The 25522-nt window shown below is 72.0% G+C and carries 31 protein-coding genes; 14 read left to right on the top strand and 17 right to left on the bottom strand.

From position 1 onward, the window contains the following. The first annotated feature begins 8 nt into the window (after positions 1-8). On the top strand, positions 9-560 hold the full coding sequence (locus ACIBPC_RS04750; RefSeq protein ID WP_398841291.1) for a hypothetical protein: 552 nt from the start codon (positions 9-11) through the stop codon (positions 558-560). A gap of 19 nt (positions 561-579) precedes the next feature. Here ACIBPC_RS04750 and ACIBPC_RS04745 read toward each other — a convergent pair whose 3' ends face one another. From ACIBPC_RS04745 to ACIBPC_RS04720, 6 genes are all read right to left on the bottom strand, one after another. Then, on the bottom strand, positions 580-1809 hold the full coding sequence (locus ACIBPC_RS04745; RefSeq protein ID WP_398841289.1) for an MFS transporter: 1230 nt from the start codon (positions 1807-1809) through the stop codon (positions 580-582). Beyond that, positions 1806-2339 carry a helix-turn-helix domain-containing protein gene (locus ACIBPC_RS04740; protein WP_362962777.1) on the bottom strand — a complete coding sequence of 178 codons (534 nt, stop codon included), beginning with the start codon at positions 2337-2339 and terminating at the stop codon, positions 1806-1808. The genes ACIBPC_RS04745 and ACIBPC_RS04740 overlap by 4 nt, the downstream gene beginning before the upstream one ends. A 597-nt stretch (positions 2340-2936) precedes the next feature. Next, on the bottom strand, positions 2937-3437 hold the full coding sequence (locus ACIBPC_RS04735) for a DUF3515 domain-containing protein (RefSeq protein WP_398841287.1): 501 nt from the start codon (positions 3435-3437) through the stop codon (positions 2937-2939). Positions 3438-3611: 174 nt separating this feature from the next. Next, positions 3612-3836, bottom strand: coding sequence for a DUF397 domain-containing protein (locus tag ACIBPC_RS04730; protein WP_398841284.1), 225 nt, complete (start codon positions 3834-3836; stop codon positions 3612-3614). Positions 3837-3927: 91 nt separating this feature from the next. Then, positions 3928-4155, bottom strand: coding sequence for a DUF397 domain-containing protein (locus ACIBPC_RS04725; protein WP_398841282.1), 228 nt, complete (start codon positions 4153-4155; stop codon positions 3928-3930). A 1-nt stretch (position 4156) separates the two neighbouring features. After that, positions 4157-5029, bottom strand: coding sequence for a helix-turn-helix domain-containing protein (locus ACIBPC_RS04720; RefSeq protein ID WP_398841280.1), 873 nt, complete (start codon positions 5027-5029; stop codon positions 4157-4159). 224 nt (positions 5030-5253) lie between these two features. On the opposite strand from ACIBPC_RS04720, the gene ACIBPC_RS04715 reads away from it, so the two are divergent. The 8 genes from ACIBPC_RS04715 (at position 5254) to ACIBPC_RS04680 (ending at position 9665) form a co-directional block, all read left to right on the top strand. Further along, on the top strand, positions 5254-5682 hold the full coding sequence (locus ACIBPC_RS04715) for an ATP-binding protein (protein ID WP_398841278.1): 429 nt from the start codon (positions 5254-5256) through the stop codon (positions 5680-5682). Between the two features lie 97 nt (positions 5683-5779). Beyond that, positions 5780-6586, top strand: coding sequence for a hypothetical protein (locus ACIBPC_RS04710; protein WP_398841275.1), 807 nt, complete (start codon positions 5780-5782; stop codon positions 6584-6586). A gap of 105 nt (positions 6587-6691) precedes the next feature. Further along, on the top strand, positions 6692-7072 hold the full coding sequence (locus ACIBPC_RS04705) for an SH3 domain-containing protein (protein WP_398841274.1): 381 nt from the start codon (positions 6692-6694) through the stop codon (positions 7070-7072). A 295-nt stretch (positions 7073-7367) separates the two neighbouring features. Then, complete coding sequence (locus ACIBPC_RS04700; RefSeq protein ID WP_398841272.1) at positions 7368-7748, top strand: SH3 domain-containing protein; 381 nt, start codon at positions 7368-7370, stop codon at positions 7746-7748. 130 nt (positions 7749-7878) lie between these two features. Continuing rightward, the gene (locus ACIBPC_RS04695; protein ID WP_398841271.1) at positions 7879-8259 is read left to right on the top strand and encodes an SH3 domain-containing protein; all 381 of its coding nucleotides are present in this window, start codon (positions 7879-7881) and stop codon (positions 8257-8259) included. Positions 8260-8453: 194 nt separating this feature from the next. After that, positions 8454-8657, top strand: a complete 204-nt coding sequence (locus ACIBPC_RS04690; RefSeq protein ID WP_398841270.1) for a hypothetical protein — start codon at positions 8454-8456, stop codon at positions 8655-8657. A gap of 195 nt (positions 8658-8852) precedes the next feature. Then, positions 8853-9227: an SH3 domain-containing protein gene (locus ACIBPC_RS04685; RefSeq protein WP_398841269.1), complete on the top strand. Its 375-nt coding sequence runs from the start codon at positions 8853-8855 to the stop codon at positions 9225-9227. A gap of 48 nt (positions 9228-9275) precedes the next feature. Further along, the gene (locus ACIBPC_RS04680) at positions 9276-9665 is read left to right on the top strand and encodes an SH3 domain-containing protein (RefSeq protein WP_398841267.1); all 390 of its coding nucleotides are present in this window, start codon (positions 9276-9278) and stop codon (positions 9663-9665) included. 31 nt (positions 9666-9696) lie between these two features. On the opposite strand, the gene ACIBPC_RS04675 is transcribed toward ACIBPC_RS04680, so the two are convergent. Next, entirely contained in the window at positions 9697-10878 is a 1182-nt protein-coding gene (locus ACIBPC_RS04675) for a low temperature requirement protein A (RefSeq protein ID WP_398841266.1), read from the bottom strand. Positions 10879-10966: 88 nt separating this feature from the next. Beyond that, positions 10967-11464: an FBP domain-containing protein gene (locus ACIBPC_RS04670; RefSeq protein ID WP_398841264.1), complete on the bottom strand. Its 498-nt coding sequence runs from the start codon at positions 11462-11464 to the stop codon at positions 10967-10969. Between the two features lie 64 nt (positions 11465-11528). On the opposite strand from ACIBPC_RS04670, the gene ACIBPC_RS04665 reads away from it, so the two are divergent. Then, the gene (locus ACIBPC_RS04665) at positions 11529-12101 is read left to right on the top strand and encodes a TetR/AcrR family transcriptional regulator (RefSeq protein ID WP_398841262.1); all 573 of its coding nucleotides are present in this window, start codon (positions 11529-11531) and stop codon (positions 12099-12101) included. A gap of 14 nt (positions 12102-12115) precedes the next feature. On the opposite strand, the gene ACIBPC_RS04660 is transcribed toward ACIBPC_RS04665, so the two are convergent. After that, a complete protein-coding gene (locus ACIBPC_RS04660; RefSeq protein ID WP_398841260.1) occupies positions 12116-13051 on the bottom strand; it encodes an NAD(P)-binding domain-containing protein in 936 nt (311 codons plus the stop codon). 162 nt (positions 13052-13213) lie between these two features. Between ACIBPC_RS04660 and ACIBPC_RS04655 the strand changes: the two genes are divergently transcribed. Further along, positions 13214-13966 carry a DUF4253 domain-containing protein gene (locus ACIBPC_RS04655; protein WP_398841259.1) on the top strand — a complete coding sequence of 251 codons (753 nt, stop codon included), beginning with the start codon at positions 13214-13216 and terminating at the stop codon, positions 13964-13966. Positions 13967-14105: 139 nt separating this feature from the next. Here ACIBPC_RS04655 and ACIBPC_RS04650 read toward each other — a convergent pair whose 3' ends face one another. The 3 genes from ACIBPC_RS04650 to ACIBPC_RS04640 form a co-directional block, all read right to left on the bottom strand. Continuing rightward, positions 14106-14399: a hypothetical protein gene (locus tag ACIBPC_RS04650; protein ID WP_398841257.1), complete on the bottom strand. Its 294-nt coding sequence runs from the start codon at positions 14397-14399 to the stop codon at positions 14106-14108. A 171-nt stretch (positions 14400-14570) separates the two neighbouring features. Further along, complete coding sequence (locus tag ACIBPC_RS04645) at positions 14571-14777, bottom strand: DUF6188 family protein (protein WP_398841256.1); 207 nt, start codon at positions 14775-14777, stop codon at positions 14571-14573. A gap of 175 nt (positions 14778-14952) precedes the next feature. Continuing rightward, entirely contained in the window at positions 14953-15273 is a 321-nt protein-coding gene (locus tag ACIBPC_RS04640) for a hypothetical protein (RefSeq protein ID WP_398841255.1), read from the bottom strand. A gap of 431 nt (positions 15274-15704) precedes the next feature. Between ACIBPC_RS04640 and ACIBPC_RS04635 the strand changes: the two genes are divergently transcribed. Then, a complete protein-coding gene (locus tag ACIBPC_RS04635; RefSeq protein ID WP_362962733.1) occupies positions 15705-17072 on the top strand; it encodes a hypothetical protein in 1368 nt (455 codons plus the stop codon). Between the two features lie 127 nt (positions 17073-17199). Here the strand turns inward: ACIBPC_RS04635 and ACIBPC_RS04630 are convergent, their stop codons facing one another. From ACIBPC_RS04630 to ACIBPC_RS04620, 3 genes are read right to left on the bottom strand one after another with little or no spacing between them, the layout of a single operon-like run. Further along, entirely contained in the window at positions 17200-18567 is a 1368-nt protein-coding gene (locus ACIBPC_RS04630) for a hypothetical protein (protein ID WP_398841254.1), read from the bottom strand. Then, positions 18564-20342, bottom strand: coding sequence for a lipopolysaccharide biosynthesis protein (locus tag ACIBPC_RS04625; protein ID WP_398841251.1), 1779 nt, complete (start codon positions 20340-20342; stop codon positions 18564-18566). The genes ACIBPC_RS04630 and ACIBPC_RS04625 overlap by 4 nt, the downstream gene beginning before the upstream one ends. Then, positions 20339-21604, bottom strand: a complete 1266-nt coding sequence (locus ACIBPC_RS04620; protein WP_398841770.1) for a glycosyltransferase — start codon at positions 21602-21604, stop codon at positions 20339-20341. The genes ACIBPC_RS04625 and ACIBPC_RS04620 overlap by 4 nt, the downstream gene beginning before the upstream one ends. A 232-nt stretch (positions 21605-21836) precedes the next feature. Here ACIBPC_RS04620 and ACIBPC_RS04615 point away from each other — a divergent pair, with 232 nt between their 5' ends. Then, a complete protein-coding gene (locus ACIBPC_RS04615; protein ID WP_398841249.1) occupies positions 21837-22343 on the top strand; it encodes an adenylyltransferase/cytidyltransferase family protein in 507 nt (168 codons plus the stop codon). Here the strand turns inward: ACIBPC_RS04615 and ACIBPC_RS04610 are convergent. Further along, on the bottom strand, positions 22250-23032 hold the full coding sequence (locus ACIBPC_RS04610; RefSeq protein ID WP_398841248.1) for a CDP-alcohol phosphatidyltransferase family protein: 783 nt from the start codon (positions 23030-23032) through the stop codon (positions 22250-22252). The genes ACIBPC_RS04615 and ACIBPC_RS04610 overlap by 94 nt on opposite strands. A gap of 97 nt (positions 23033-23129) precedes the next feature. On the opposite strand from ACIBPC_RS04610, the gene ACIBPC_RS04605 reads away from it, so the two are divergent. Next, the gene (locus tag ACIBPC_RS04605) at positions 23130-24110 is read left to right on the top strand and encodes a hypothetical protein (protein WP_398841246.1); all 981 of its coding nucleotides are present in this window, start codon (positions 23130-23132) and stop codon (positions 24108-24110) included. A 562-nt stretch (positions 24111-24672) separates the two neighbouring features. On the opposite strand, the gene ACIBPC_RS04600 is transcribed toward ACIBPC_RS04605, so the two are convergent. Beyond that, complete coding sequence (locus ACIBPC_RS04600; protein WP_398841244.1) at positions 24673-25386, bottom strand: bifunctional DNA primase/polymerase; 714 nt, start codon at positions 25384-25386, stop codon at positions 24673-24675. Between the last annotated feature and the right edge of the window lie 136 nt (positions 25387-25522).

The raw sequence follows: 25522 nt of genomic DNA, 5'->3' as shown, positions 1-25522 counted from the left end.
AGACCATCGTGAAGAAGCTTTTCGGTTTCGTTCTGGGAGCCTTCGGTCTCGGATTCGCCATCCTCTTCGGGCTCGGCCTGCTGGAGCAGTTACGCTCCTACGACGTTCCCACGGAGATGTGCGGGCTGACGGCGCCTTCGTCGCTCGACCCCCTGTTGCCCGGCGGCGACGAGCTGGAGCAGCGGGATGCCGCCGCGTCCAATGCGGCCGGTGTCGTGTGGTCATGCCAGTTCCGCGTCGATCGCGAGAACGTGCTGACGGCGGTCGTGACGCAGCGTACGACGGACACGACCGTGGCCGAGAGGTACCGGGAATTCCAGCCGACCTACGGCTTCACAGGTTCCGAGACAACCCTCGGCGGCGAACCGGCCGTCCTCGGACGGAACGGCTCCCTGGTCCAGGTCCCCTGCCCCGGGCGCGGTGACGACGCGTCCCTTGAGGTCAATGTGCGTTACTACGCCGGAGGCGGCGACGACGCCGAGGAGGACGAACGCAACGTCGAGGCGTTCACCGAGGATCTCATCCAGCTCAACAGCGACGAGTACGGCTGTCAGCAGTAAGCCCTGCTCGCGAATCGCCTCAGGCAGTTGGTGCCGACCGCTCCTCGGCTGGTGTGTCCGCCAGGGACGGCACCACTGCGGGCGCGGGCGGGCGGCGTACCGTCACGGCCAGGGCGCACGAGAGCGAGACCGCCGCGATCGCCGCGTACATCACCCGGTGGTCCACGACCCCGATCAGCGCCGCCCCGGCGGCGATCGACATGCTCTGCGCCCCGTCGGTCACCATCCCCACCGCCGCGCCGACGCGCCCCTGGAGCCGTGACGGTGTGTAGAGGTGCTCGGCCGTGCCGAGCGAGACGGCGATCAGCGGCACACCCATCCCGATCAGGACGACCCCGCCCAGGAACACGGGCAGCGACGGGAACGCGCACAGCAGCATCCCGGCGGCCAGCAGCCCGTACGCGACCGCCGCCGTGCCCAGCTCCCCCAGCCGCCTGATCAGCACGATCGCGCCCAGCCCGGCGACGGCCGACCCCGCGCCCTGCACGGACGCCACCACGCCGAAGAACTCCGCCGGACGGCCGAGGCCCTCGTCGATCGCGGAGAACACGGCCGTCTCCATCACCCCGACAACCGCCATGAACGCCACGAGCGTGCCGGCCAGCCGACGCAGCAGCCGCACCGACCGCACATGCGCGAACCCCGCCATCAGCCGCCGCCCCAGTGGTTCGCCACCGCGCGCCTCCGGCGGCGACTCCGTGACCCGCACCCCGGCGAGCGCGACGACGGCCACGACGAACGTGGCCGAGTCCAGCAGCACGAGCACCTCAGGCCCGTACGTCACGTAGATCCACGTACCGGCCGCCGGGGACACCACCCGCGCGCCCTCCCGGGTCGCGATCAGCCACGAACGTGCCTCCGCCGCCGCAGCAGACGGCAGCAGGTCTTTCAGCAAAGCGTTCCGCGCCGGGATCACGGCCATGAACCCGTAGGCCGCGGCGGCGAGATAGATCAGCCACAGGTCGTCGGCCGACCGCACGGCCAGCAGCGACAGGACGAAGAGGGCCATCCCCGCGTAGAGGGAGATCAGCAGGGGCTTGCGCCGTGCGCGGTCCACGAGGTGGCCGAGCAGCGGCGACGCGAGGCCGGGGACGGTGAGGAAGAGGAAGACGAGCCCCGCCGCGGCGTCGGATCCCGTCAGGTCCCTCGCCCACACCGCCAGCGCCAAGAACAGCGCGCTGTCGCCGAAGCCCGACACCGTCTCCCCGATCAGCAGCCGCCGGAACCGCGGCTCGCGTAAGACGCTCATGCCTGCCCGTCCGCCAGCGGGGTCGCCGTCAGGAAGAGACGGGTCCAGGCCGCGTCGGCGGGTACGTCCGCCGTGCCGCGGGCGCGGTCGGCGAACGGCTCCAGCAGGCCGTGGACGGCGTGCCACAGGGCGTCGAGTTCCGCGGGGGTCAGGGGGACGGTGAGGCCGGACAGTCGCGGGCGTTCCCCGTCGGCGGTCAGGTGGCCGAGGACGCGGGCGGCCTCCCGTTCCACCACCGCGCGGCCCAACTCGGCGGCGGCGGCCGGGTGTTCCTCGCCGTCCCATGTCTGGTCGGTCTCCACGAGGCGCCAGAAGCGCTTGCGCTGGTCCGTGTCGTCGGTCCGCGCCTCGGCGACGAAGCCGTACTTGGCGAGCTGGCGGAGGTGGAACGAGCACGACGCCTGGCTCTGCCCGAGCCGCCGCCCGCACTCGGCCGCCGTGGCGGGACCGATCATCCCGAGCAGCTCGACAAGATCGAACCGCAACGGATGGGCGAGCGCACGCAGCGCCTGGGGATCACGGATACGCATAAGCCAAAGCTATCTTTGGCATTGTGGATTGCCAACCCGTCACCGAGTCGACCGGACCACGCGACGCGGACAGGTCGCTCAAACGTGACAGCGGTCAGGGTGAGGGCCGCGCCGCCTGATGCGGGATCGGTACCTGGGCGACGAATCGGCCCTGGCGCGCTGGACGAAACCCGGCGCGAGGGACGTTCTCAGGCCGCTGCGCGCTCGCCACCTGCTGCGAGTGTGCCGACCGACCGAGTACGAGACGGTCCGCTCGGCACGCGACAACGCCGAGGCCACCCGTATCAGCCCCGGGCTTCACGCGCCTTCGACTACCTGCCTACCGGCAGCGCGCCGCCCTCGACGCCGGTTTCCACCGGGCTCTGTCCCTGCCGGACCTGTTGATCGCCGCCAGGACCGAAGCCGAGCGGAAGACTGTCCTGCACACCGGCCCGGCCCACCGAATGAGTCGCCCCGCCGGGCACCACTGCTTGAACGCTCCCCGTCGGCGAGTTGGCGGAATGCGCGAGGAGGCGCGGGTCGCGAGTGCCCCGCGATGCCCACTGCGGGCTGAGGCGAGGGCACGCTCAGGAAGCCGCGCGGTGTGCGCCGCCCGGCTCACGGCATGTCGTCAAGAGAAACGCAGCGGTGATCGCCCTGAGAGATCTTCCCGACGGCGCGGCCGAGGTCCACCAGAACATCTCCGGGCGACACGCTGGAGTCCCTGACAGTGACTTCGATCGCAGGCTCACGGCCGTAGGTCGTCAGGACTCGCGCGTCGCTCCCCCGGGCCCGCGCCTCGTCCAACACCCAGTCGACACCGTCGACATCCACACACAGGTTGGCCGTCGGGCTCAACGGCGGCACCCCACATCGCAGCACGATGCGGCCGTCACCCCACGCGGCGGTGCCGGGACCCGTGGTCTCACGCTTCCCCTCACCCACGACGCTCTCAGGCAGTTCGGCCACCACAGAAGCGCACTGCCGACTTCCACCGTCGGGCGCCGAATTCACCGAGTACTCCCCTGGCACGAAGACGAGAGAGAGGCCCGCAATCAGTAGCCCGGCGGCCACGGCACCGCCGACGATGCCGGTTCTCCGCCTGGACCAGGGAGGCATTCGATCAGCTCTGTCGCGTTGACGGCGGATGATCCGGCCAGACTACTCACTCTCCAGGCGAAGTTGGGGGTGACCTCGCCGATGTCGTGGACCATGCCCGAGTCGGTGGTCAGCCGCGACCTGCCTGTTCGCTTCTCCCTCTCGGCACTTCGGGTCCGCCGAGGAGGACGCCGGTCAGAGGTTGTCGAAGTCGCCGAGGGCCATACCGCCCTTGAACGCCGCCCACTCGCCGGCCGTGAAGCACAGATGCGGGTGGTCAGGGTTCTTCGAGTCGCGGACAGCCACACCGCCGTCAGGAAGGGGAGCGAGTTCGAAGCACTCGCCGTTGTTCGCCGTGAGGCTGCTCTTCTGCCAGGTCAGCGACGCGGGAGCAATCGCGTAGAGACGCTGCTTGTCCATGGCGTCATCATCCTCCGCCTCAACGCCGCGCCGCCAGTGAGCCGTTGCACACGGCCCCCGCACAGGAAGGCGCGAGGGCCGGTGTCAAACGTCAGGAGGTGTGGTCGAAGAGTCCCGTGCGCGCCGCCGCGATGAAAGCGGTCCACGCGGCGGGAGACATGCGAGCCGTCCCGGCAAGACGGTCCTTCGTGTCACGCACCGCGACGTCGGGCACCGCCGCAAGGGCTACTTCCACACAGTTGCCATTGCTCACCGTGAAGCTGCTCGTGCGCCACTCCAGCTGGGCCAGGGCCGCTGCCGTTTCACCGAACTTCGCCATCTCAGATCAGCTCACTCTCGATACGTTGAAGCAAGTCAAGGGTAGCGTCGGGTGACAGCGCAGCATCCGAAAGTCTCCTGAAGACGCGGCTCAGCCGTCGCAGGACCATCGGGTCGTCCCGGAGAGTCGTCATGGCTTCGGCCGATTCGGTGAAGGCCACGTCCGGCTCTCCCTTCGCCTCGGTGGCGAACAGCGAGAAGGCTCCCCCACTCACCCCACGGTGGCCAGCATCAAAGGGGATGACCCGGAACGTCACGTTGGGCAGCGTCATCACTTCCCGCAGCCGCTGCAACTGTTCCTGCATGACGGCCGGGCCTCCGATCTGGAGACGCAAGGCCGCCTCCGTGACGGTGGCTTCGAGGACAAGAGGGTCGTCTTCTCGCAACCGGTCTTGGCGGCGCATCCGGACCTCGACCAAGCTCTCGACCTGCTCGGGTCCCAGCACGGCGTAGCCACCCGCTGTCACGGCCTCCGCGTACCGCTCGGTCTGGAGCAGCCCCGGGATCAGGAGCGACTGGAACTCCGCGCCGCGCACCGCCTCGGCTTCGTACGCGATGAACTCGGCATAGTTCGCGCTGATCACGTCGCTGTAGGCGCCCCACCACGGCGGAACCCGCTGCCGACCGCGCTTCATGAGGTCGGTCAAAACCTCGCGCTGTTCGCCGGCCACCTCGTAGAGCACCATGAGGCCCTCGAAGTCTCGCGGGGTGCAAGCGCGTTTACCCAGCTCGATCCTGCTGATCTTGGAGTTGTGGCAGTTCAGGTGCGCTCCCACCTCTTCAGCCGTCATACCTGACCGGTCCCGTAGCTTCCTCAGCTCGGCCCCGAGCCTCCTACGGGCGGTGAGAGGGCTGACGTTCGAGACCACAGCCATGCGCATCCTCCGATCACTTCCCTGTATTCCAGCGCTTGCCGTCATAGCAGCAACCCGGCCATCACCCCGAAGAGTTGACTTTGGCAGTGATTTGGCAGATTGCCACGCAGATTCTTGACGGTGCGCGAACCGAGTGCCCATCATAAGCAGCGCGACGCTGCGCTTTCGCGTCGTCACTCCACGGGCTCCGGTCAGGAGCACGGTCCACGCTCAGGAGGTGGGTCTTGACGGTTCCGGTTCGGTTCGCCGAGGAGCAGCACTACGCGTATGCCTGGGACTTACTCGCCAGTGCCCGTGGGATCGAGACGTGGCGGTGGACGCTGGCCCTCGTGTTGCGGTCGTGGGGGGCGTCCGAGGCCGCCGTCGAGGTCGCGCGGATGGGGCTCAGCGAACTCCTCGCGAACGTCGTGCGGCACGTGGACGACCCCCGTTGCCGGCTGTCGGCGGTGCTCGACGGCGCGCGGGTCAGGGTGCTGGTGGAGGACCGTTCGCCGTGCGTGCCGAAGTTCGCGGAACCGGCCTGGGACGCCGAGTCCGGCCGTGGCCTCTGGATGCTGAGCGCCATGTGCCAGGACTTCGGCTGCGAGCCGGAGACCGGCGGCAAGACGATGTGGTTCAGCGTTCCCGTCAACCCGGCGGAGGACGCGGCGTGAGGCGGGGGTACCGGCGACTCGGGCTCGTGCCGGTCGTCGGCGGCGTACTGCTGGTCCTGTGGATCACACGGGCGATCGGTGAACCGGGGGACGGCGCATGACCGTTCACCCCGGAAGCGGCCCGTACCCCGTGCCGGGAGACGGTTCCGGCTGGGTCGTCGGCGCGTGCTGGCTGTGGTGCGGGCACCGCGTCACGCTCGTCGTCCGGCTGGGGACCGTCTCCACCGACGTCCCGCCCGACGAGGCCCCGCTGTACGCGTGCGGGCCGTGCACGGAACGGCTGCACGCGGCGGTCGCCGACCACACCGACGCCACCGCGCACCTCCCCATCGACGGCGACGGGCGCGCCGTACCGCTGTACGTCACCCCCGGGGCCCCGGAGCCCCGGGGTGTCCGGGCGCGCCGGGACCGGCCGCACCGTACGCCCCGCACCGTCATCGGCCGCCGCTGGCAACGGGTGGTGGACGGGGACGACCCGGACCCGTCCATACCGGCAACGACCGCAGTGATCGACCGAGTTGGCAGTCCGGGCCGGAAGCCCGGCGGACAGAGAGGACTACGGCCGATGCCGTACCGCGACCGCACGAATCCCCCGTCCCCGCGCCGGGGCGCCACGAACGGCCCGGCCGTCGCCGCCGTGGGCGCCGCCCTCGCCCTGGCGGCGCTGTACGTGCCGCGCACCCGTACGCGGCAGGGCATCCGGCGGCTGGTGGGGCTGGCGGACGAGAGCTGGTACTGGTTCCAGCGCGGGCTGCTCGCCTGGCTGGACGAGGACCCCGCCAGGCCCAGGGAGGTCGAACACCGCCCGCCGCCCGGGATCAGGCGGGTGTCCGAGGAGGAACTCGCGCGCCGCATCTTCGCCCCGGACAACGGCGACGACGGCACGGGCGGCCGTTGCCCCTAACCGGCAACAACAGGCAACGGACGGCGCCCGTCGGGCGGCTCGCCCGCCCCTAAGGTGACACCGCCCGAATGGGCATCCGTCATCCGATCGTTCGTCAGGAACCCCATGAAGTCAGCGCGTACGAAACTCGCCGCCGCCGTCCTCCCCCTGGCCTTCACGGCCGCCACCCTCGTCGCCGCCCCCACCGCCACAGCGGGCGAGACCGGCGCCGAAGCCTGCACCCACCCGTCGTGGAGCAACAAGGACTCCGACACCGGACGCCTCAAGTCGTCCAAGCGGGAGGCACCGATCCACACCGGCCCCAACGCGGGCTGCCCGGCCATCACGGTCCTCCTCCAGGGCGACGTCATCTACTACCACTGCTACGTCGTCAACTCCGCGGGCAACACCTGGACCCATATGCGCGTGCGTATCGACGGCTCCGACTTCTACGGCTGGGTGTGGGACGACTACTTCAACGACAACGGCTCCCTCATCCCCTGCTGACTCACCACGGGACGGCGCCGACCGGAAGGGGCATGCGGTGGTCGTCGGCCGGATCGTGCAACAACGAGCATCGGCGAGACACCCGCCGCCCGCCGCCCGGGATCAGGCGGGTGTCCGAGGAGGAACTGGTCCGCCGCATCTTCACCCTGGACAACGGCGACGAAGGTGCGGACGGCCGTTGCCCCTGAGAGGCAACAAACGGGCAACAGGACGGCGCCCGTCGGGCGGCTCACCCGCCCCTAAGGTGACACCGCCCGAATGGGCATCCGTCATCCGATCGTTCGTCAGGAACCCCATGAAGTCAGCGCGTACGAAACTCGCCGCCGCCGTCCTCCCCCTCGCCTTCGCCGCCACCAGCCTCGTGGCGGCGCCCGCCGCCATAGCGGGCGAGTCCGGCGCCGAAGCCTGCACCCACCCGAAGTGGAGCAACAAGGACTCGGACACCGGACGCCTCAAGTCGTCCGAACTCCTCGCGCCGATCCACACCGGCCCCAACGCGGGCTGCCCGATCACCGCGGACATCCTCCACGGCGACGTCGTCTACTACCACTGCTTCGTCAACAACTCGTCCGGCAACTCCTGGACCCACGTGCGTGTCCGTATCGACGTCTACGACTTCAACGGCTGGGTCTGGGACGAGTACCTGGACGACAACGGCGCCACCCACCGCTGCTGACCCCCGCCACCAGGCGGCGTCGCCCGGCCGACGCCAGGCAGCGGCCGGACGCCCGCCGCGCAGCCCAGGTGTGCCCAGGTGACGTGGCCGGTCACCGGGTCACCTCGCCGCAGTCACCCCGAGGAGCCCGATGAAGTCCGTCCGAACGAAGCTCGCCGCCGCCGTCCTCCCCCTGGCCTTCACGGCCGCCACCCTCGTGGCCGCCCCCGCCGCCACGGCCGGCGAGTCCGGCGCCGAAGCCTGCACCCACCCGGCATGGAGCAACAAGGACTCCGACACCGGACGCCTCAAGTCGTCCGAGTGGTCGGCGCCGATCCACACCGGCCCCAACGCCGGTTGTCCGGTCACCCAGGACATCATCCAGAGCGATGTCATCTACTACCACTGCTACGCGGTCAACTCCGCGGGCAACACCTGGACCCACGTACGCGTGCATGTCGGTGGCTCCGACTACAACGGCTGGGTCTGGGACGACTACTTGAACGACAACGGCTCCGACTTCCACTGCTGACGCCGCGCCCCGCGGTGGCGTCGGCCGGATCGGCGGGCGACGCCTGGACCCGCGTACGTGTCCACGTCGGCGCGCCCAGGAAGTACTGAGAGCCCGGAGCACCCGGGCGCGAGCCGGGGCCGGGACCCACACCTCATCGGCCTCGGCTCCCCCGATCCGTCACCGTCTCCAGTGGCGGGCGGCGAGCCGTCGGCATGCGCGGCTTGTCAGGCGAGCAGCCACTTGAGGACAGCATCCCGGCCGCCTCGTTCGCCGTGGCCGACGTGCGGGCCGAGCACCAACGGCTGCCCGGTCTCGGCGCACGGTTCACGCGGGAGCCGCTGGAGGCGGGCCCGGTCACCACGGCGAAGTCCGACGGCGCCTGCGGGAACCTGATCCAGATCGTCCACGCGCCGTAGCCCATGGGTGCCGGAGCACATCCCTCACCCGGCATCCCTGTTGCCCATTCCAGGAAACAGACAGCTCACACCCCGTTTCCCGAATCAGGCAACAAAAAGCAACACTTTCGCTTTTGTTACTTGTTTACCCCCCCTTTAAAGTGACGTCGCCCGGACGGCGAAGACGCCGTCGGACCGACCCCCAGGGGGAACCACGTGAAGACCTCACGAGCCAAACTCGCCGCCGCCGTCCTGCCCGTGGCGTTCGCCGCCACCAGCCTCGTCGCCGCACCCGCGGCCACGGCGGGCGAGACAGGCGCACTGGCATGCCAGCACCCGGGCTGGAGCAACAAGGACTCCGCCACAGGGCGGATCAGCGGATCGACCGCGCCGCTGCGGGAAGGCGTCAACGCGGAGTGCTCGAACCTGCGCACCGTCGTCGGCGGCGACACCATCTACTACCACTGCTACGCGGTGAACTCGGCCGGCAACACATGGACGCACGTCCGCGTCAGGTCCCAGGGCGCGGACTACTACGGCTGGATCTATGACGGAAACCTCGCCAACGGCGGCTCGACCAAGCACTGCTGAGCCCCGCCCCGCCGAGAGACACCGTCGCACCACACCGAAGAGGAACCAGTGAAGATCTCCCGCCGCGCGAAACTCGCCGCCGCCGTCCTGCCGCTGGCGTTCACCGCCACCAGCCTCGTCACCGCCCCCGCCGCCACAGCGGGCGAAGCGGGTGCCGACGCCTGCCAGAAGAATGTGGACTGGAGCAACAAGGACTCCGGCATCGGATTCATCAACAACACCAAGTACGTATCCGGGCCCCTGCGGACCGGCCCCAACGCGGGCTGCCCGGCGGTGGAGACGCTCTGGGCCGGCAACGCTGCCTACTACCACTGCTACGTGCTCAACTCCGCGGGCAACACGTGGTCCCACGTGCGCATCGTGGTGGGTGGCACAAGCTACAACGGCTGGATCTGGGACGAGTACCTGGACGACGGCGGCTCCACCAAGCTCTGCTGACCCGTCCCCTCCCCTCCCCGCCGCGCCGCGTTCAGTGCGCGGCGGGGCGGGGGCGCGGGACGAGGAGGAGGGGGCGGCCGGAGGCGATCCAGCGGTTCTCGAAGACGTTGAGCGCGACCAGCAGCGCGGCCGTGGCGGCGAGCGTGGCCAGCACCGTCAGGTGCGAGGCGAGGACGGCGAGGACCAGCAGCAGGACACCGCCGGTCAGACGCTGCACGCTGGCCGCTCCGTACATACGCCAGCGCGTGTAGCAGAACGTCAGCGTGAACAGGGCCGCTCCGCCGGGCAGCAGCGATGCGGCGAGCGCCGTGTGCGGTACGTGGGTGGGGTCGGCGACCGTGGAGGACAGTCCGGCGGCGGTCACGGCGGCGCCCGTCACGAGGGCGAAGTGCCCGTAGCCGAGGACGTCGCGGACGACCAGTGCCGGGACGGGGTGCGTCCGCAGGGCGTGCTCGACGGCGGATGCGGCGAACGTGAAGTAGAGCCACCACAGGGACGCCCCGACAGCGAACGTCAGCCCCAGCACGGCGACCAGGGTCGCGGTGAGGTGCTGCTCGGTGGCGCGGGCGCCCACGCTGAGGACGGATTCGCCGAGCGCGATGATGACGCACAGGCCGAAGCGTTCCGGCAGGTGGGAGGGGCCGAACGCGAGGCCGTGCAGGCGGCGGCCCAGCAGGACGGGGGTAGCGAGTTCCACGAGAACGGCGACGGCCCAGACCGCGGCCCGGGGTCCGGTCGGCAGGGCGGCGGCCCCCAGCATCGCGGCCGCGGTGACCACGGCCACGGAGTACGGGTTCACGGCGGGGAACGCACCCTGCCGGTGCACGGCGACGGCCAGCAGCAGCCGGAGCGCCAGGTAGGCACCGGCGTACGCCACGGCCTCGCCCCGCGCGTCGTAGAGGGCGTGCGGCGCGGCGACCGCCATGACGAACGTCAGCAGGCCGCCGCCGAACAGCAGCATGCGGTGGGCGTTCGTCTCGCGCGTGGTGTTCGCCAGCAGGGTGTTGCCGACCCAGCCCCACCACAGGGGGGCGAGGAGCAGCAGCATCTTGCCCAGGGCGGACCAGGACGGGTGTCCCGCGACCAGGTGGGCGATCTGGGTGAGCGCGAACACCAGCATCAGGTCGTAGAACAGCTCGGCCCAGGTCGCGCGCTCCCGGGCCTCCGTCCCGTTCCCGGGGGCGGTCGCCGGTATGGCGGGGGATGTGGTCATGGTGTGCTCCCTTGAGGCGGGAGCATGCTAACGCCGGGCGGCCCGGGCATGATCGCCTGTCCGCGCAGGGCTGATCAGCGGGGACGGCTCACGCGGTCACGCGGCCGATGAACGCGTCCAGGTTGCGCAGCGTGCGCGCGATCTTCTCCTCGGTGGGCAGCGTCTCCTCCAGGGTCCGGCCGACCGTCGTGTCGCGGATGCCGCGGATGTACAGCGAGCAGGCCAGGTCGGAGCAGAAGTACTGGCCGACCGTGTTGCCCTGCCGTCCCGCCCCGCCGGTGCGGCGGGCGGACATCAGCACGACACCGCCGCCGCTGTGCGTGGTCAGGCACAGCGCGCACATGCTGCGGGACGTGAAGCCGCGGGCAGCCCCGGTGACGGTGCGCAGGGAGAGGCCGAGGAGGCCGTTCGCGTGCTCGGTGACGAGGTACGCGCGCCCGGGGGCGCCGGGGTCGCGCCAGCCCAGGAAGTCCAGGTCGTCCCAGGCCGTCGCGTCGAGGTCGGCCGGCAGGTCGAGGCGCTTGGCCTCGCCCTTGGAACAGTTGACGAACGACGTGCGGATGTCCGTCTCGGTCAGGGGTCTCATGTTTCCGAGGCTAACGCGCCTAATATATTTAGTCCAACGACTTATTCTTTTAGCCGGAGGACGCGTGACACGCCCCGCCATCACCGCCGAGCAGCTGACCAGGACCGCCGCCGAGCTGGCCGACGAGGAGGGCTTCGACAGCCTCACCGTCTCGGCCGTCGCCCGCCGCCTGGGGGTGAAGGACCCGAGCCTGTACGCGTACATCCGCAACGCGCGGCAGCTCAAGGCGCGCGTGGCGGCGCTGGCGCTCGGGGAGATGGCCGACGCGGCGGCCGAGGCGCTGGCCGGGCGGGCGGGGAGGGACGCGCTCGCCGCCTTCGCCGACGCCTACCGCGACTACGCGCGACGGCACCCCGGCCGGTTCGCCGCCGCACGCTTCGACCTGGGCGCGGCGGAGGCGGAGGCCGAGGAGGCGGCGTTCCGCCAGTCCCGCATGGCCCGCGCGGTCCTGCGCGCGTACGCCCTCCCGGAACCGGACGAGACGGACGCCCTCCGCTTCATGACGGCGGCCCTCGCGGGCTTCGTGACCCTGGAGACCGCGGGCGGCTTCAGCCGCAGCCCCCGCGAAACCGACGCATCCTGGACCTGGCTGCTGGACACCGTCGACTTCGCCCTGCGCAACCGCCCCCGCGAGTGATCCGCGGGTCGGTCTCAGGCGTCCGGGGAACCCGCGTGGCCCGGCCGGCCGGCTGACCGCCTCCCCAGCACGGCGGCGAGGGCGACCTCGGTACCGGCCAGGCCGACGGAGCAGAAGACGGTGATCTGGCCGGGGCCGGTGCGGGCGCGCGCCGCCCCGGCGAGGACCGCGCCGAGATCGACCATGGAGTCGACGTCGAAGAGGTGCCGTTCCGGGTAACCGGCCGCCTGGGCGCGGGAGTCGGTGAGCACCACCGAGGCGCGGCGGGCCAGGGCGGCGGGCACCTCGTGCCGGGAGACGGTCTTGGGGCCGAGAGTCGTCACGTGCGTTCCCGGGGCGATCCAGTCGGCTTCCAGGACCGGCACCGCGCTGTTCGTGGCCACGACGACCACGTCCCGAGCGCGTACGGCGTCCTCGGCCGTTCCCACCGAGCGCGCCCGTACCCCCAGCTCGTCGGCGGCCTTGCGGGCGAAGGCGGCGGCACGCTCGGGACGGCGGGCCGCGACCACGACGTCCTCGACCTCCCGTACCGCGCGCATGGCCCACAGCTGCGTCCACGCCTGGGTGCCCGCGCCCACGATGCCCACCCGGACGGGGCCGGGCCTGGCGGCGGCATCGACGGCGACGGCGCCGATGGCGCCGGTCCGCCGCGCGCCGAGTTCCGCACCGTGCACCACTGCCGACAACCGGCCGTCCCGGGCGTTCCACACGGCCACCAGCTGCTCCGCGCCGACAAGGGTGTCGTACGCCCGGAAGCCGAACAACTCCTGCTCGCGCAGCCGCCCGGCGGTGAACACCAGCTGCCCGTCACCGAGATCGGCGCGCACACGCGGCGGAGCCTGCGCGGTGCCTGCGTACCGGGCCAGGAGCACCGCCCGTACGGTCCGGACGGCCGTCCCGGCGTCGAGGCGGGCGCGGACATCGTCGTCGCCGAGGAGCAGCGGAGGCACAGGGACACCCGTTTCGCCGGAAAGAGAAGGAATGTTCATCATGGCGGACCAGCGCCGCCAGGGCATCCGTCCACAGCCCGAGACCAGGCCTGACGCACGACCGACGACCGACGACCGAGACGTCCTCCGGCACATCCCGCACGCGGCCACTAGCATCCATGCGTGCATCTCACCTCACTGCGGTCGGCCGGCATCTCCCTCCCGCCCGGCCGGATGATCACCTCGGACGGGGGCCACGGGAGCCGCCGTCCCCTGTGGCTGAGCGACGGCCCGGTCGCCGGCGACCTGTGGGGCCGGATATGCGGCGCACACGCCGCCTCCGGGCTGTGGCCGCTGCTCCTCCTCTCGGCCGAGGACGACTTCCGCCCCTGGGCGACGGGCGAGCTGCGTCCCGAGGACATGTCCTGGCCGGACGACCACGACGCACCCGCGCTGCTGGCCGCCTGGTGGCGCCGGCACGCCTCCGACGCGGAGGACGCCGCCCCGGCCTGGCCTGGCCTCACACCGGCGCCCGCCGAACGCTCCGACGCGGACGTGATGGCCGCCGAGTACGCGGAGATCTTCACCGAGGAGTACCCCCAGGCGCGCCTCGGCCTGGTGGAAGCCCCCCGCAGCGCCGACACCCTCACCGCCCTCGGCTGGCAGGGCCCGTACCCCCACGAGAGCGACACGGCCAAGTACTCAGCGGTCCTGCGCAGTTGGGAGGACCGCTTCGAAGCACGCGTGGTGGCCCTGAGCGACACGACGCTCTTCCTGAGCGTCGCCGCACCCCCCACCACCGAGGCAGAAGCCCTCACCACAGCCGCCGAACACTTCGCCGTCGCCCCCACCACCATCCAGGAAGCGGCCCCCGACCTCCCCGCCTACGCGCAGCAGCTCATCGACATCAACAACTGGGAATTGACCTGGCCTTGAGCAGCGCACGTCACGCCGCCCCGGCAGGCTCGTGGACATCTTCGTCCGGCGAGGCCGCGGAACGTCGACGCGGGGGCGTCAGCAGACGACAGGCCAGACAGCATAGCCCTCCATTTCACGTGCCACGGCTAAAAAGCCGTCAGTCGCGCCTCACATCCGAATGCTCCTCGATAAAGCCTTCCAGCAAGTCGATCAGGTCCTCTACGAGCTTGACATCGCCTTCTTTCGGGATTTCACCGATGCCGCCCTCTTCAGCAACTTCCGGGAAGCGAACCGACGCGATGACATAGGCCCAATGGAGATTGGAGCGTCGCCCGAGAACCCGAAGACTCACCCAGTCACGAAAGCCTCGCAAGGGACGGCCATCGAACGCGGCGTTGAACCCTTCAAGAAATGACACGGCACCCAAGAACTGATCGCCGAGCAGATACATGCGCCGTCTATGCCGCAAGTGAAAGCATGCCTCACTCAGATCCATCTCATCACTCTCCCGAAGCCTTATCCCACACCGCGATATCCCCTCCAGGCATGCAGATGACTCGCCCATCTCCAGGTCCGACCAGCCCTTAGCCCTCGTACCTGTCATACGGCGGGAAAGTCAGCTTCACCCCGCTCTTGAACGCGACAACAAGACGAGAGGGGCAGCCGCATCGCCTGGAGATTCCGGATCGGAAGACACGTGATCCCCGTCCGGGGTCTTGAGGACGGCCTTCGTCTCGACGCGCAGTTCGCTTTCTCCACCGGTCAGGATCGTGATGGCCGCGTCGGAACAGACGCCGGTGACTTCCTGGCCCTCCAAGGTGCGGTCCATGCGCGCTCGACCTGGTTGCGGGTGACGACGGCGCCGCAGTTGGGCAGCTTCGTCAGCGCGTTGAGCGCGGGCCTCCCTGTCCTGAGGCCAAGGAGCCTCCTTGACTCCCGGCTGCTCGAAGTCGTCCTTTCAAGATCGACCGGCCTCCAACCGGGCTCTCGGCAATCCCACCGCTCTACTGCTTCTCCACTTCCAGCCGGATCGCCAGGGACTCTTCGGCCAACGATCCGCTGTACGAGTCAAAGTCCAGGTGCCTGCCGCCCGGCATGGCCTGCTGGGCGAGAGTCAACAGATGCCGGGCCAGAGAGCGAAGCCCTGCTGGATTACCCGAGATGACGACCACCTTCTCCGGATCGTCCCATACTTCCGCGCGCAGAATGGCCCCGTCATCCCACCATGTCGACACACCTGCAGCTGGCTCGTAGGGGGCGACTTCCACCACGACCATTGTCTCATCGCGGGCGGAACTATCTCCACCATTCAGGGCAGATGCCATCCGGGCTCCTCCGGGAGGAAAACATTAACCATTGGTCCGCGGCCAGGACTTCGTCGCCGATCCGGACGTCTTCGATCGGCTTCGCAGTCGACGTGCCCTCATCTCAACTCCTCGCCGGGCACACGAGCTTCACAGGTCGCGCGCAAATTCCCCGTCACGGTAGAGATCGCCTCGCGAGTAGTCCAGAGGATCAAGTGGGACAGAGCGCCCGGCCGGTCAGCTGGTCACCTGAGCTTCAACTGCCCGTCACCCGCCGGTAGTCGGCGTGTCGGGAAGTGTGGGGGTGGCGTGTCGGTGAGAACGCGGGGGTGGTTCCCCTAGGCTGCCGTGGAGGGGTCGGGAGGGGTGGTCGTGTGGTTGTCGAGGTCGGGGGGCGGGTGCCCCGTGCGGGGCTTTCGCGTGCGCTGTCCTTACCGTTGATCTGCGGCCTTGTGGGCGTGCTGCCGCTCGCGGTCGCGGCGCAGCCGGGGGAAGGGGTGCGGGACACCGCGTTCTGGCTGCAGCTCGTGGTGGCCTGCTATGCCGGGGTGCGGCTGTCCGCGATGGTGCTGTCGGGCAGGCGGCGGCTGGTGCAGGGTGCGTTCTGGCTGTTCTGCTACCTGGCGATGGGCATCGCGCCGCTGGCGCAGAGTGTGCTGGGGCGTGAGCCGACGCCCGTGCTCGGGCCGCGTGGTGACGTGGAGCTGGCGACGGCGCTGGTGCTGTGCGGGATGGTGGCGTTCGACGTGGGGGCGGTGCTGGCGCGGCACCGGCCGTCGTTCCGACGGGGGCGGCGTCCCGCGGCGACGGTGCACCGGACGCGTCTCTACGTGCTGGTGGCGCTGGCGTACGTCGCGAGCGCGCTGCTGATCGTGCGGCTGGGCGGCCCGGCCATCTTCTTCACCAGCAGGCAGGAGATCAGCGCCGGGCTCGACCAGGCGACGGCGGCCGGGGACGGGGCGGGCGAAGCGGGGAACGCGCTGCTGCGCGGCTTCGGGACGGTCCCGGCGCTCCTGGCGCTGCTGCTGATGACACGCTGGCTGGTGACCTCGCGGGCGGCCAGGCGGCGGCCGTCCGTGGTGCTGCCGTGGGCGGGCCTGCTGGTGGTCAACGGGATCGTCAACAACCCGGTGTCGAACCCGCGTTACTGGTTCCTGACGGTGCTGTTCGCGCTGCTGTTCACGGTGTTCCCGCGCAGTCCGGTGATGTACCGGGCGGCGCTGGCGCTGGGGGTGGTGATCGCGCTGCTGGTGTTCCCGTTCACCGACCGGTTCCGGTACGACGAGGAGGGGCGGCGGCCGGTCGAGTCGGACGCGCTGCTGGAGCCGCTGGTCATCAAGGACTACGACCAGGTCGGCATGTTCGCGAACACGATCACGTTCGCCGGTGACGGCAACGGGCACGCGTACGGCCGCCAGGTCACGGGCGCGGCGCTGTTCTTCGTGCCGCGCGGGATGTGGGAGGCGAAGCCGCAGGACACCGGCTTCCTCGTCGGCGGCTGGATGGGCACCAACAGCGCCAACCTGTCATCGCCGCTGTGGGCCGAACTGTGGCTGGACTTCGGCCCGTTGGGTATGACGGCCGCGTTCCTCGGCATCGGCTACCTCGCGGCGCGCGTGGACCGGGCGTACGTGCGGCGCACGGTGGACGACCCGTCGCCCGGCAACGTGCTGGCGGTGGTCGTCCCCGTGCTGGCCGGGTACAGCTTCATCCTGCTGCGCGGTTCACTGCTCCAGGCGTCGGGCCGCATCGGGATCGCCGTGCTGTGCCTGCTGCTCGTGACGACGCTGCGCGGCGACGGCCGGGCCCAGTTGCGGTGACCGCGCGGGCGTCGGAACAGCCGCCCGAGCAGCGCGGCGGCCCCCGGCCTGACGCTGCCCGCCGTGGCCTGGACGTCGACCTCCTCGAAGCTGTGGCCGAGGTGGCGGAACGCCTCCCGGGACGCCGTCACGGCCGGTGGGCGACGCGGAGTTCGAGGCTCGCGCGCAGCCACACCGCGCCCGCCTTCGCCGCCGAGCCGAGGCACAGTCCCCACGCCGCGCCCGCGACGCCGCCGAGCGCGTACCCGGTGAGCAGGCACACGACGGACAGCGCCGAGAAGACGATCTGCACCGGCAGCGTCGCGCGCGGGCTGAGGACGCGCAGGAGCAGCAGCCCGCACGTCCCGAAGGCCATGAACGCGTACTGGCTGCCGGTCGCGGGCAGCAGGTCCTCGGCCGCCGACCAGGTGTCGCCCAGCAGCGCGCGGCCGGCCGAGGCGGGGAGCAGCAGGAGCACGGCGGCCCAGACGGCGGCGGACGCGGCGAGGGCGGCTCCCGCGAGGGCGGCGGCGCGCGCCTGCCGGTGCGGGCCGGGGGCGCGGTGCAGGAGGGGCGGGCCGAAGCCGGTGGCGGAGTTGAACAGGACGTTCATCGGCCCGAAGAGCGTGCTCGTGCCGCGCAGGGCGCCCACGGCGAGGGGGCTGGCGACGACGCCGAGGAGGATGATCGCGACCTGCGACGCCGCGTTGCCGACGCCGAACTCGACGGCGAAGCGGCGGCCGAGGTGGCGCCGGTCGAGCAGCGCCGCGGGCCGGGCGCCGACCGCGCCGCGGGTGAGGTGGGCGAGGATGGCGGCGGACAGCAGCAGCGCGGGCAGGGCGGACAGGCCCCAGGCGGTCACCATGCGGTCGGCGCCGGTCCCGTACGGCTGCGACGCGAGGACGGGTATGGCGACGGCGAGCCGCAACAGGTCGCCGATTAGGGCGAGATGGGGCTTGCGCAGGAGCGAGAACGCGTACCGCAGCGAGTCCTGCGTCAGCACGATCGGCAGGACGAGGCCGAGCGCCGTCAGCCCGGCGGGGATGCCGTCGCGGCCGAAGGGGAGCGCCGCCAGCGCCAGGACGGCGCCCAGCGCGGCGGACGCGCCGAGCGTGAAGACGGCCGACGCGCGGGCGTGCCGGTGGAGTTGGCGGTCGGTGCCGCGCCGCAGCACGAGCGCCTGGCCGACATACGCGGTGGCCGCGCCGAGCAGCAGCGTGAAGACCGTGTAGACGACGGCGAACGACGCGAAGTCCCCGGCCGTGGACTGCCGGGCGGCGCAGACGACGACGGCGATGTTCGTGAGGGCCGCGACGCCCTGGTCGGCGACGGACGCGGCGGCGCCGCGCGCGGCCCGGCCCCGGCCCCTGCCCCCGTCCTCCGGCGGCCTGGGCGGGGGCACGGCGTCCCCGCCCCATGTCTCCGGGACGGGCGGGACGCCGGGGTCGGGCTCGGTGCCCGGGTCGGGGGCGGGGTCGGGCTCGGAGGGCGGGAGTGGGTCCTGATGTCTGCTCACTGCCTGGGGTTGCCGTCTTCCAGTTCTGCGGGATCGAGGACGCGCAGGCCGAGCGTTTCCGAGCCGACGTCACGGTAGTCGGGCACGGGCGGGCGCTGCGCGGTACGGGGACGTGCTCGCTGGGCGGGCGGCTGCTGACCGGCGTCGGCCGCCCCGGCGCGGCCGTAGCCGCCGGGAAGGCCCTCGCCGTCCTCCGTGTCCTCGGGACCGAAGTCGATGCCGCCGCTGCCCCAGGAGTGCAGCACCGCGCCGAGGAGGATACCGCCCGCGCCGACGACGAGTTCGCGCACCCGTGCGAGATCGTCGCGACGGACCTCGCTCGGGTCGCAGACGACCAGCACGCCGTCCACCCGGTCGGTCAGGGCGATGGCGTCGGCGTACGACAGGACGGCAGGGGCGAGGACGACGACGACGCGGCCCTTCGTGTCGGCGTGGCCGATCAGGCGCGTGGCGGCGGGCGAGGTGAGGGCGCGCGGCACGTTCCGCACGCGGCTGCCGGGCACGAGGTCGAAGATCCCCGACTCCCCCGCGTCGATGGGCACCCGCTCCCCCGGCCACCCGGCGTGCCCGCCGCCGCGCGCCGCGTCGCGGTCGCCCGCGCCCGCCCAGCCGGGCCGTACGCCGTCCGCCTCGCGCAGCTGCGCGCCGAGGCTCGGGGTGCGCAGGTCGGCCTCGACGAGGAGCGCGTCCAGGCCCATCTCGGCGAACGCGGCGGTGAGGTTGACGGACGCGGCGAGCGGCGTCTCGATGCTGCCGCGCGGCGCGACGACCAGCAGCCTGCGGCGCTGCGCGAACGTCTCGTCGTACGCCAGCCGGAACGCCACCGACCGGTACTCCTCGGCCAGTTTGCCCTCGGCGAGCAGCTGGTCGGGGTGGCCGCGGCCGGTGCGCGGCAGGACGCCGAGGACCGGGGCGCGCAGGGCCCGCGTGACGTCGCCGGGCGAGCGCACCGTCGGGTCGAACACCAGGCGCACCCACGCGGCGAGCAGCCCGAGGCCGATGCCGACGACGTAGCCGAGGCCGAGGAGCAGGGGCAGCCCGGGCCCGGAGGGGCTGGTGGGCGGCGTGGCCTCGGTGATGACGCGGCCGCCGGTCGTGTCGAGGGCCTGGAGTCCGGCGACGGACGCGTTGATCTCGGAGATCTGCCCGGTGACGGTGGACAGGTCGGCGATGGCGCTGTCGTACGTGGTGCTGCCTTCGAGGAGGTCGTCCAGCTCGGCCTGGAGTTCGTCGCGGCGGGTGAGGAGGGGGGCGCGGCGGCCTTCGAGGGACTCGATGGAGTGCGCGACGGTGCGGTCGGCGTCGGCCTGCCGGTTGTCGAGGTAGGCCTGCACGAACGCGTTGGCGCGCTCGGCGGCGGCGGCGGGGTCGTCGGCCGAGTAGGCGAAGCGGAGGACCTCGGTGTTGGGCGGATTGGTCACCTGGAGGCCGGACTTGAGCTGCTGGGCGCTGTCGGGGCGGCCCAGGGCCTCGGCGGCGCGGTGGGCGACGATGTCGCTGGCGGCGGTGCGGCGTTCTGAGCCCATGGCGACGCGGTCGACGGACACGGTGGCGGCGAACGGGTCGGTGGTCGGCACGCGCACGGTGATCTCGGCGGTGGCGATGTACGTCTCGTTGGCGCTCAGCCCGAGCCAGCCGCCGCCGGCGAGGCCGAGCAGGATGCCGCAGACGATCAGCAGCCGGTAGCGCAGCAGCTGCCTGAACTGGTCGCGCAGCAGGTCGGGTTCGTCGTACGGGGTGGTGTGCCCGCGTACGTCCTCGCGCGCTGCGCTCATGCGGGGGCTCCCCTTCGTGTGGCGGGACCCAGAGCTTCGCGCACGGGGGCCGCGAGTGCCAGTGCCTCGTCGAGGGCGTCGGTGATGCGGCGCAGCCCGGCGGCGCGCGACAGGTGGGTGCGGGCGTACGCGGCGCCGCGCGCGCCGAGGGTGTCGGCGCGGTCCGGGTCGGCGGCAAGTTCGCGCGCCGCGGCGGCAAGTCGGACGGGGTCCTCCGGCGCGACGAGCAGCCCGCCGCCGGAACGGCGCACCTCGTCGGCGGTGCCGCCCGTGGGCGCGACGGAGGCGATGACGGGGCGTCCGGCGGTGAAGTACGAGGTCAGCTTGGACGGGACGCTCATGTCGAGGACGGCGGCGCGCTGCGTGACGACCAGGATGTCGGCGGCGGCCAGCACCGCGGGGAAGTCCGACTCGGCGGCGGGCGGCAGGAGTTCGGCGTTCGGGACGGCGGCGGCGAGCGCGGCGAGGTGGTCGCGGCGGCTGCCGTCGCCCATGAGGACGACGCGCAGGTCGGGCGCGACGCGGGCCGTCTCCACGAGGACGTCGAGGCCCTGTTTGAGGCCCATGTTGCCGGAGTGGAGGAGCACGGGGCGGCCGGTGTCCCAGCCGAGGCGGGCGCGGGTGGCGCGCCGGGCGGCGGGGTCGGGCGAGGGGACGGGCACGTGCGCCCAGTTGGGGACGAGGCGGACGCGCTCCGGCGGCACGCCGAGCGCCTCGACGCGGGCGCGGAAGCTCTCGTGGATGATGCCGACGAGGGTGGCGGCGCGCAGGACGCGGCGTTCGGCCGCCGCCGCGCCGCCCGCGGCGCGGCCGCCGCCGCTGATGCCGCTCTGGGCCGCCGCGGCGCCCATCAGGTCCTGGACGACGGGGAGGAACGGGACGCCGTGCCGCCGCGCGAGGCGCGCGGCCAGGACGCCCCCGGCGAGGCTGGGCATCTGGGCGAGCACCGCGTCGGGGCGCGCCATGCGGGGCGGGGCGAGCAGGCCGTGGGCGAGGATCGTCGCCTCGTACAGCGCGCGCCGGGCGGCGGTCTGGCGTAACGGGACGGTGTGGCGCCTGCGGTGCACGAGCACCCCGGCGCGCTCCTCGACGGCGCGCCAGCGGCCGGCCCAGGCGGGATCGACGCGCCAGGCGGGGTAGTGCGGCATCCCGGCGAGGACGTGGACCTCGGAGTGCCGTGCGGCGGCGAGGTGTTCGGCGAGCTGGGTGGCGTACGGGCCGATGCCGGCCTGCTCGGGCGCGTAGTTGGTGGAGACGAGCAGCAGCCGTTCGCCTTCGCGGCGGGCGGTGGCGGCGGCGGGTCGTCCCGGTTCGGGCTCGGTGGTGTCGCGCACGGTGAGTAGCCTCCCCCTGGTGGGTCCCCCTGACCACGTCAAGTATCAAGCCTATCCGCAGAGTTGTACGCCATGTCAGCATTCGACCGCGCGGGGCGAGCAGTCCCGGCTATGGTGGATCGCCAGCCGTCACGACCGGCCAGTGGGGGGTTCGGGCGTCATGCAGCAGTCCCGTGGGGCAGGAGCCCCGTTACACACCGTCGGCTATGCGCCGGGGGTCTACGACCTCTTCCACGTTGGGCACCTGAACATTCTGCGCCATGCCAGGAGCCGCTGCGACTACCTCGTGGCGGGGGTGGTATCCGACGAGATGGCCGCGCTCGCCAAGGGGCGGCGCCCGGTGATCCCGCTGGTGGAACGGCTGGAGATCATCCGCAGCGTGCGGTACGTGGACGCGGCGTTCGTCGAGACCGTGCCGGACAAGCTGGAGACGTGGCAGCAGGTGCGCTTCGACGTGCTGTTCAAGGGCGACGACTGGCGCGGCACCCCCAAGGGGGAGCGTCTGGAACGGGACTTCGCCACCGTGGGCGTCGAAGTCGTCTACTTCCCCTACACGGTGCACACGTCGAGCACTCAGCTGCGCGCCGCGCTCGACGCCCTCGCCGCGCCCGCCGCCGACAGCTCGCGGAACCACTTCACGGAGAACGCGGCGCAGAACACCACGTAGACCCCGGCCAGCAGCGCGTACCCGAGACGGAACGCCCGTTCGTCGCCGAGGAGGAGGAACAGCGCGCACATCGTCCCGTAGTCCACGGGCAGCAGCGCGACGGCGCGCAGCCGCGAGGGCGGGGCGGCGGGGGCGGGCGCGGTGGGGGGCGCCGGGGGGCGCGGCTTGAGCTTGTCGGTGAGCAGCCCGCCGAAGAAGATCATGACGGCGGCCAGCTGGAAGACCGGCGGCACGAGCAGCCAGCCCTCGCCCGGCAGCGCGAAGTGCTGGTGGAAGGTGATGAGGACGGCCGTGTGCAGCGCGGTGATCTTCGCGCAGTCCACGGCGTGGTCGAGCCACTCCCCCGCCGCGCTCGACTCCCCGCGCAGCCGCGCGAGCTGGCCGTCCGCCGCGTCGAGCGCGAAGCCGAGGACGAGCGCGGCCCAGACGCCCAGCGCGAGCGGCCAGGACGGCGGGAGGAGGGCGAGGGCCGCGATCCCGGCGAAGCTGACGGCGGCGCTGAGGGCCGTCACCTGGTTCGGCGTGCGTCCGGCGCGGTGCGCGGCGGCGGCGAACACGCGGCCCACCGGCCGGTTGACGTACCGCGAGTAGAGGGAGACGCCCCTGCTGGTCTTCTGCGCCGCGCGCAGCCGCGCGAGCGCGCCGCGGAACGTGTCCTCCGTGCCGGTGCCGGCCCCCGCCCCTGCCATGGCCGCATCATGCCATGGGGCCCCGGCGGTGCGGCCGTTGTCGGCGGAAGTCGATACGATGCGTGCGCCGGAGCGAAACGACGGGGAGGGGCCCACCATGCGGCTGCGAGCGCGGCTGGCGAAGACCACGGCGGGACTGCTGGCGTCCCTCACGCTGGCGGCCGGGCTGTCGGGCTGCATCACCGTGCACGGCGAGGAGGCCGTGGTGCCCGCCGCCACCGAGGGGGAGGCGAGGGCGGCGCTCGACCGGTACGTCGAGATCAGCAACGTCGCCAAGCGCGACTACGACGCCGAGCAGAACCGGACCATCGAGAGCGGCGGCCTCGGCGACATCGACTTCGCGGGCATCACGGCGCGCGCCGAGGTGTACCCGGACGGCGCCGAGGACTTCGAGCCGCTCGCCGTCTCCGACACGCGCTTCCACATCCCGCAGCAGATGGGGTGGCCCAAGTTCTTCGTCGCGGACACGGCGACGAACCAGGGCCGCAACCGCTGGCTGATGTTCTTCACGCGGGCGGGGATCGACGAGGAGTGGCGCCTCAACTACCTGGCCTCGATGCCGGCGGCCGAGATGCCGGAGTTCGCCGAGGACGAGGACGGCTTCCTGGACGACATACCGGCCGGCGAGGGCGGGGCGTCGGAGGGCTACGCCCTGGCGCCCCGCGACCTCAGCGCGGCCTACAGCGTCTACCTCCAGAGCGGCGAGGGCCCGTTCGCGGACGGCCCGTACACCAGTGACACGCGCACCGCCCGCGACCAGGCGAACAGCGACCCGGCGTCCTTCACCGAGTACCGCGACGAGCCCGCCGAGGAGGCGGAGTACGGGCCGCTGGCCATGCGGACGGCGGACGGCGACGCGTTCGTGATGTTCACGTCGCTGCACGACCAGCGGCAGACGGTCGCCGAGGGCCAGGAGATCCCGGTCAACGAGCTGACGGCCGCGCTGATGGAGGGCGAGGCGCGGACGTCGCTGACGCTGGAGATGGTCGGCATACAGGCCGCGCTCGTCCCGGCGGGGCAGGGGCAGATCCAGGTGATCTCGCAGATGAAGGACGCCGTCGCGATCACCGGCGAGTGAGCGGCGGGGGGCGTCGGACCTGGTTCTCGCCGCCGTCGGCGTAAAGGTCGGCGCCCACCCAGGACGAAGCTGCTGCGCGCGGACGCGAGGAAGGCCACCGCGTCCGCGGCCTCCTCGGGGCGCCCGGCCGTGCCGAGGGGGGACGCCCGCGGCGCACCGTGACGGCGTCGAGCGCGGGGGTGTCGACGGTGCCGGGCGACACGGCGTCGACCCGGATGCCGCGTACGCGCCGCGCAGCGAGCAGTTGAGGATCACCGACGCGCCGTCGTTGAGCACGGGTGCCCCTGACGTTGACGCCGAACGTCAGGTCGAGGTGCTCCTCGGTGGTCTTCTCCAGCGTCGCGGACGCCCCTGCCCCCGCGGCAGCGGGCGCGGACCGCGTCGTAGAGCCGGTCGGGGCCAGCCGATCCCGGAGCCGCCGCCGGTGACGACGGCGGTCCTGCCTTCGCACTCTCCCCTGCGCGTGGCCTCCCCGGATTCCGGCACCACTCGGTACCGGAAAGGAAGCCAGCACATCCGCACCGACCGGCAGGGAAGTCGGGCGCGCCCTCGCGGGCGGGCGTCACCAGGCCGGGGCCTGCTCCTGCTGGGCGGCCAGGTGTCCGGCGCACGCGTCGGTGAGGGCTTCGAGGAGCGTCAGCGGCTCGGGCAGCGGATGCTCGGGTCCGTGCAGCCAGCGGACGCCGCCGGTCCCGCCCGGCGGTACGCGGGACGGCGGCAGCAGGACGTAGCTGCCCCGGCAGTGCCAGCGCAGCCCCGGGTGCTCGTCCATCGTCTCGGGGTGGCAGTCGAGTTCGCACGGCCACCACTCGTCCTCGTCGTCCGGGGTGCCGCGGGTGGCGGTGAAGAACAGGACGCGGTCCGGGTCGGCGACGGCGACGGGACCGGTCGCGACGCCCTCGGCGGCCAGCCGGGCGAGGGCCGCGTAACCGGCGGGGGCGGGGACGTCCAGGACGTCATGCGCGGCGCCGGTGGCCGTGACGAAGTTGGCGAGGGGATCGGCGCGCAGCCAGCGGAGGATCTGGGCGGGGTCGGTGGTGGCCTGGGTCTGCCAGGCCAGCGAGACGGGGTGGCGGCCGGGCGTGGGACAGCCGATGCGGTCGCAGGAACAGCCGTAGCCCTGCGGGTGGGCCGCGGGCGCCACCGGGAATCCGGCGGTGGCTGCCGCGAGCAGCAGTTCCTCCCGTGCGCGCGCGGCGGCGGCTCCCGCCTCCGCGTCCCGGGCGCCCCGGCGCAACCACCTGGGGAGTCTGCTCTCGCGGCCCTCGCGTCCCATGGTCCCCCTACCACCTCACTGGTGTCCGGCCCGTCGAGCCTTGGAGCGTCAGGGCCGGGGTCTTTTATTCCGCCGTGCCGGCCAATCCTGCACCGCTCCCGGCCCCGATGGGTAATCGGGAGGTGCGTGCCGCACG

It is taken from the genome of Streptomyces sp. NPDC049879, assembly GCF_044461265.1.
GTDB lineage: Bacteria > Actinomycetota > Actinomycetes > Streptomycetales > Streptomycetaceae > Streptomyces.
Note: the sequence above shows the minus strand (reverse complement) of the source record. Positions and strands in the feature narration are given on the sequence as shown.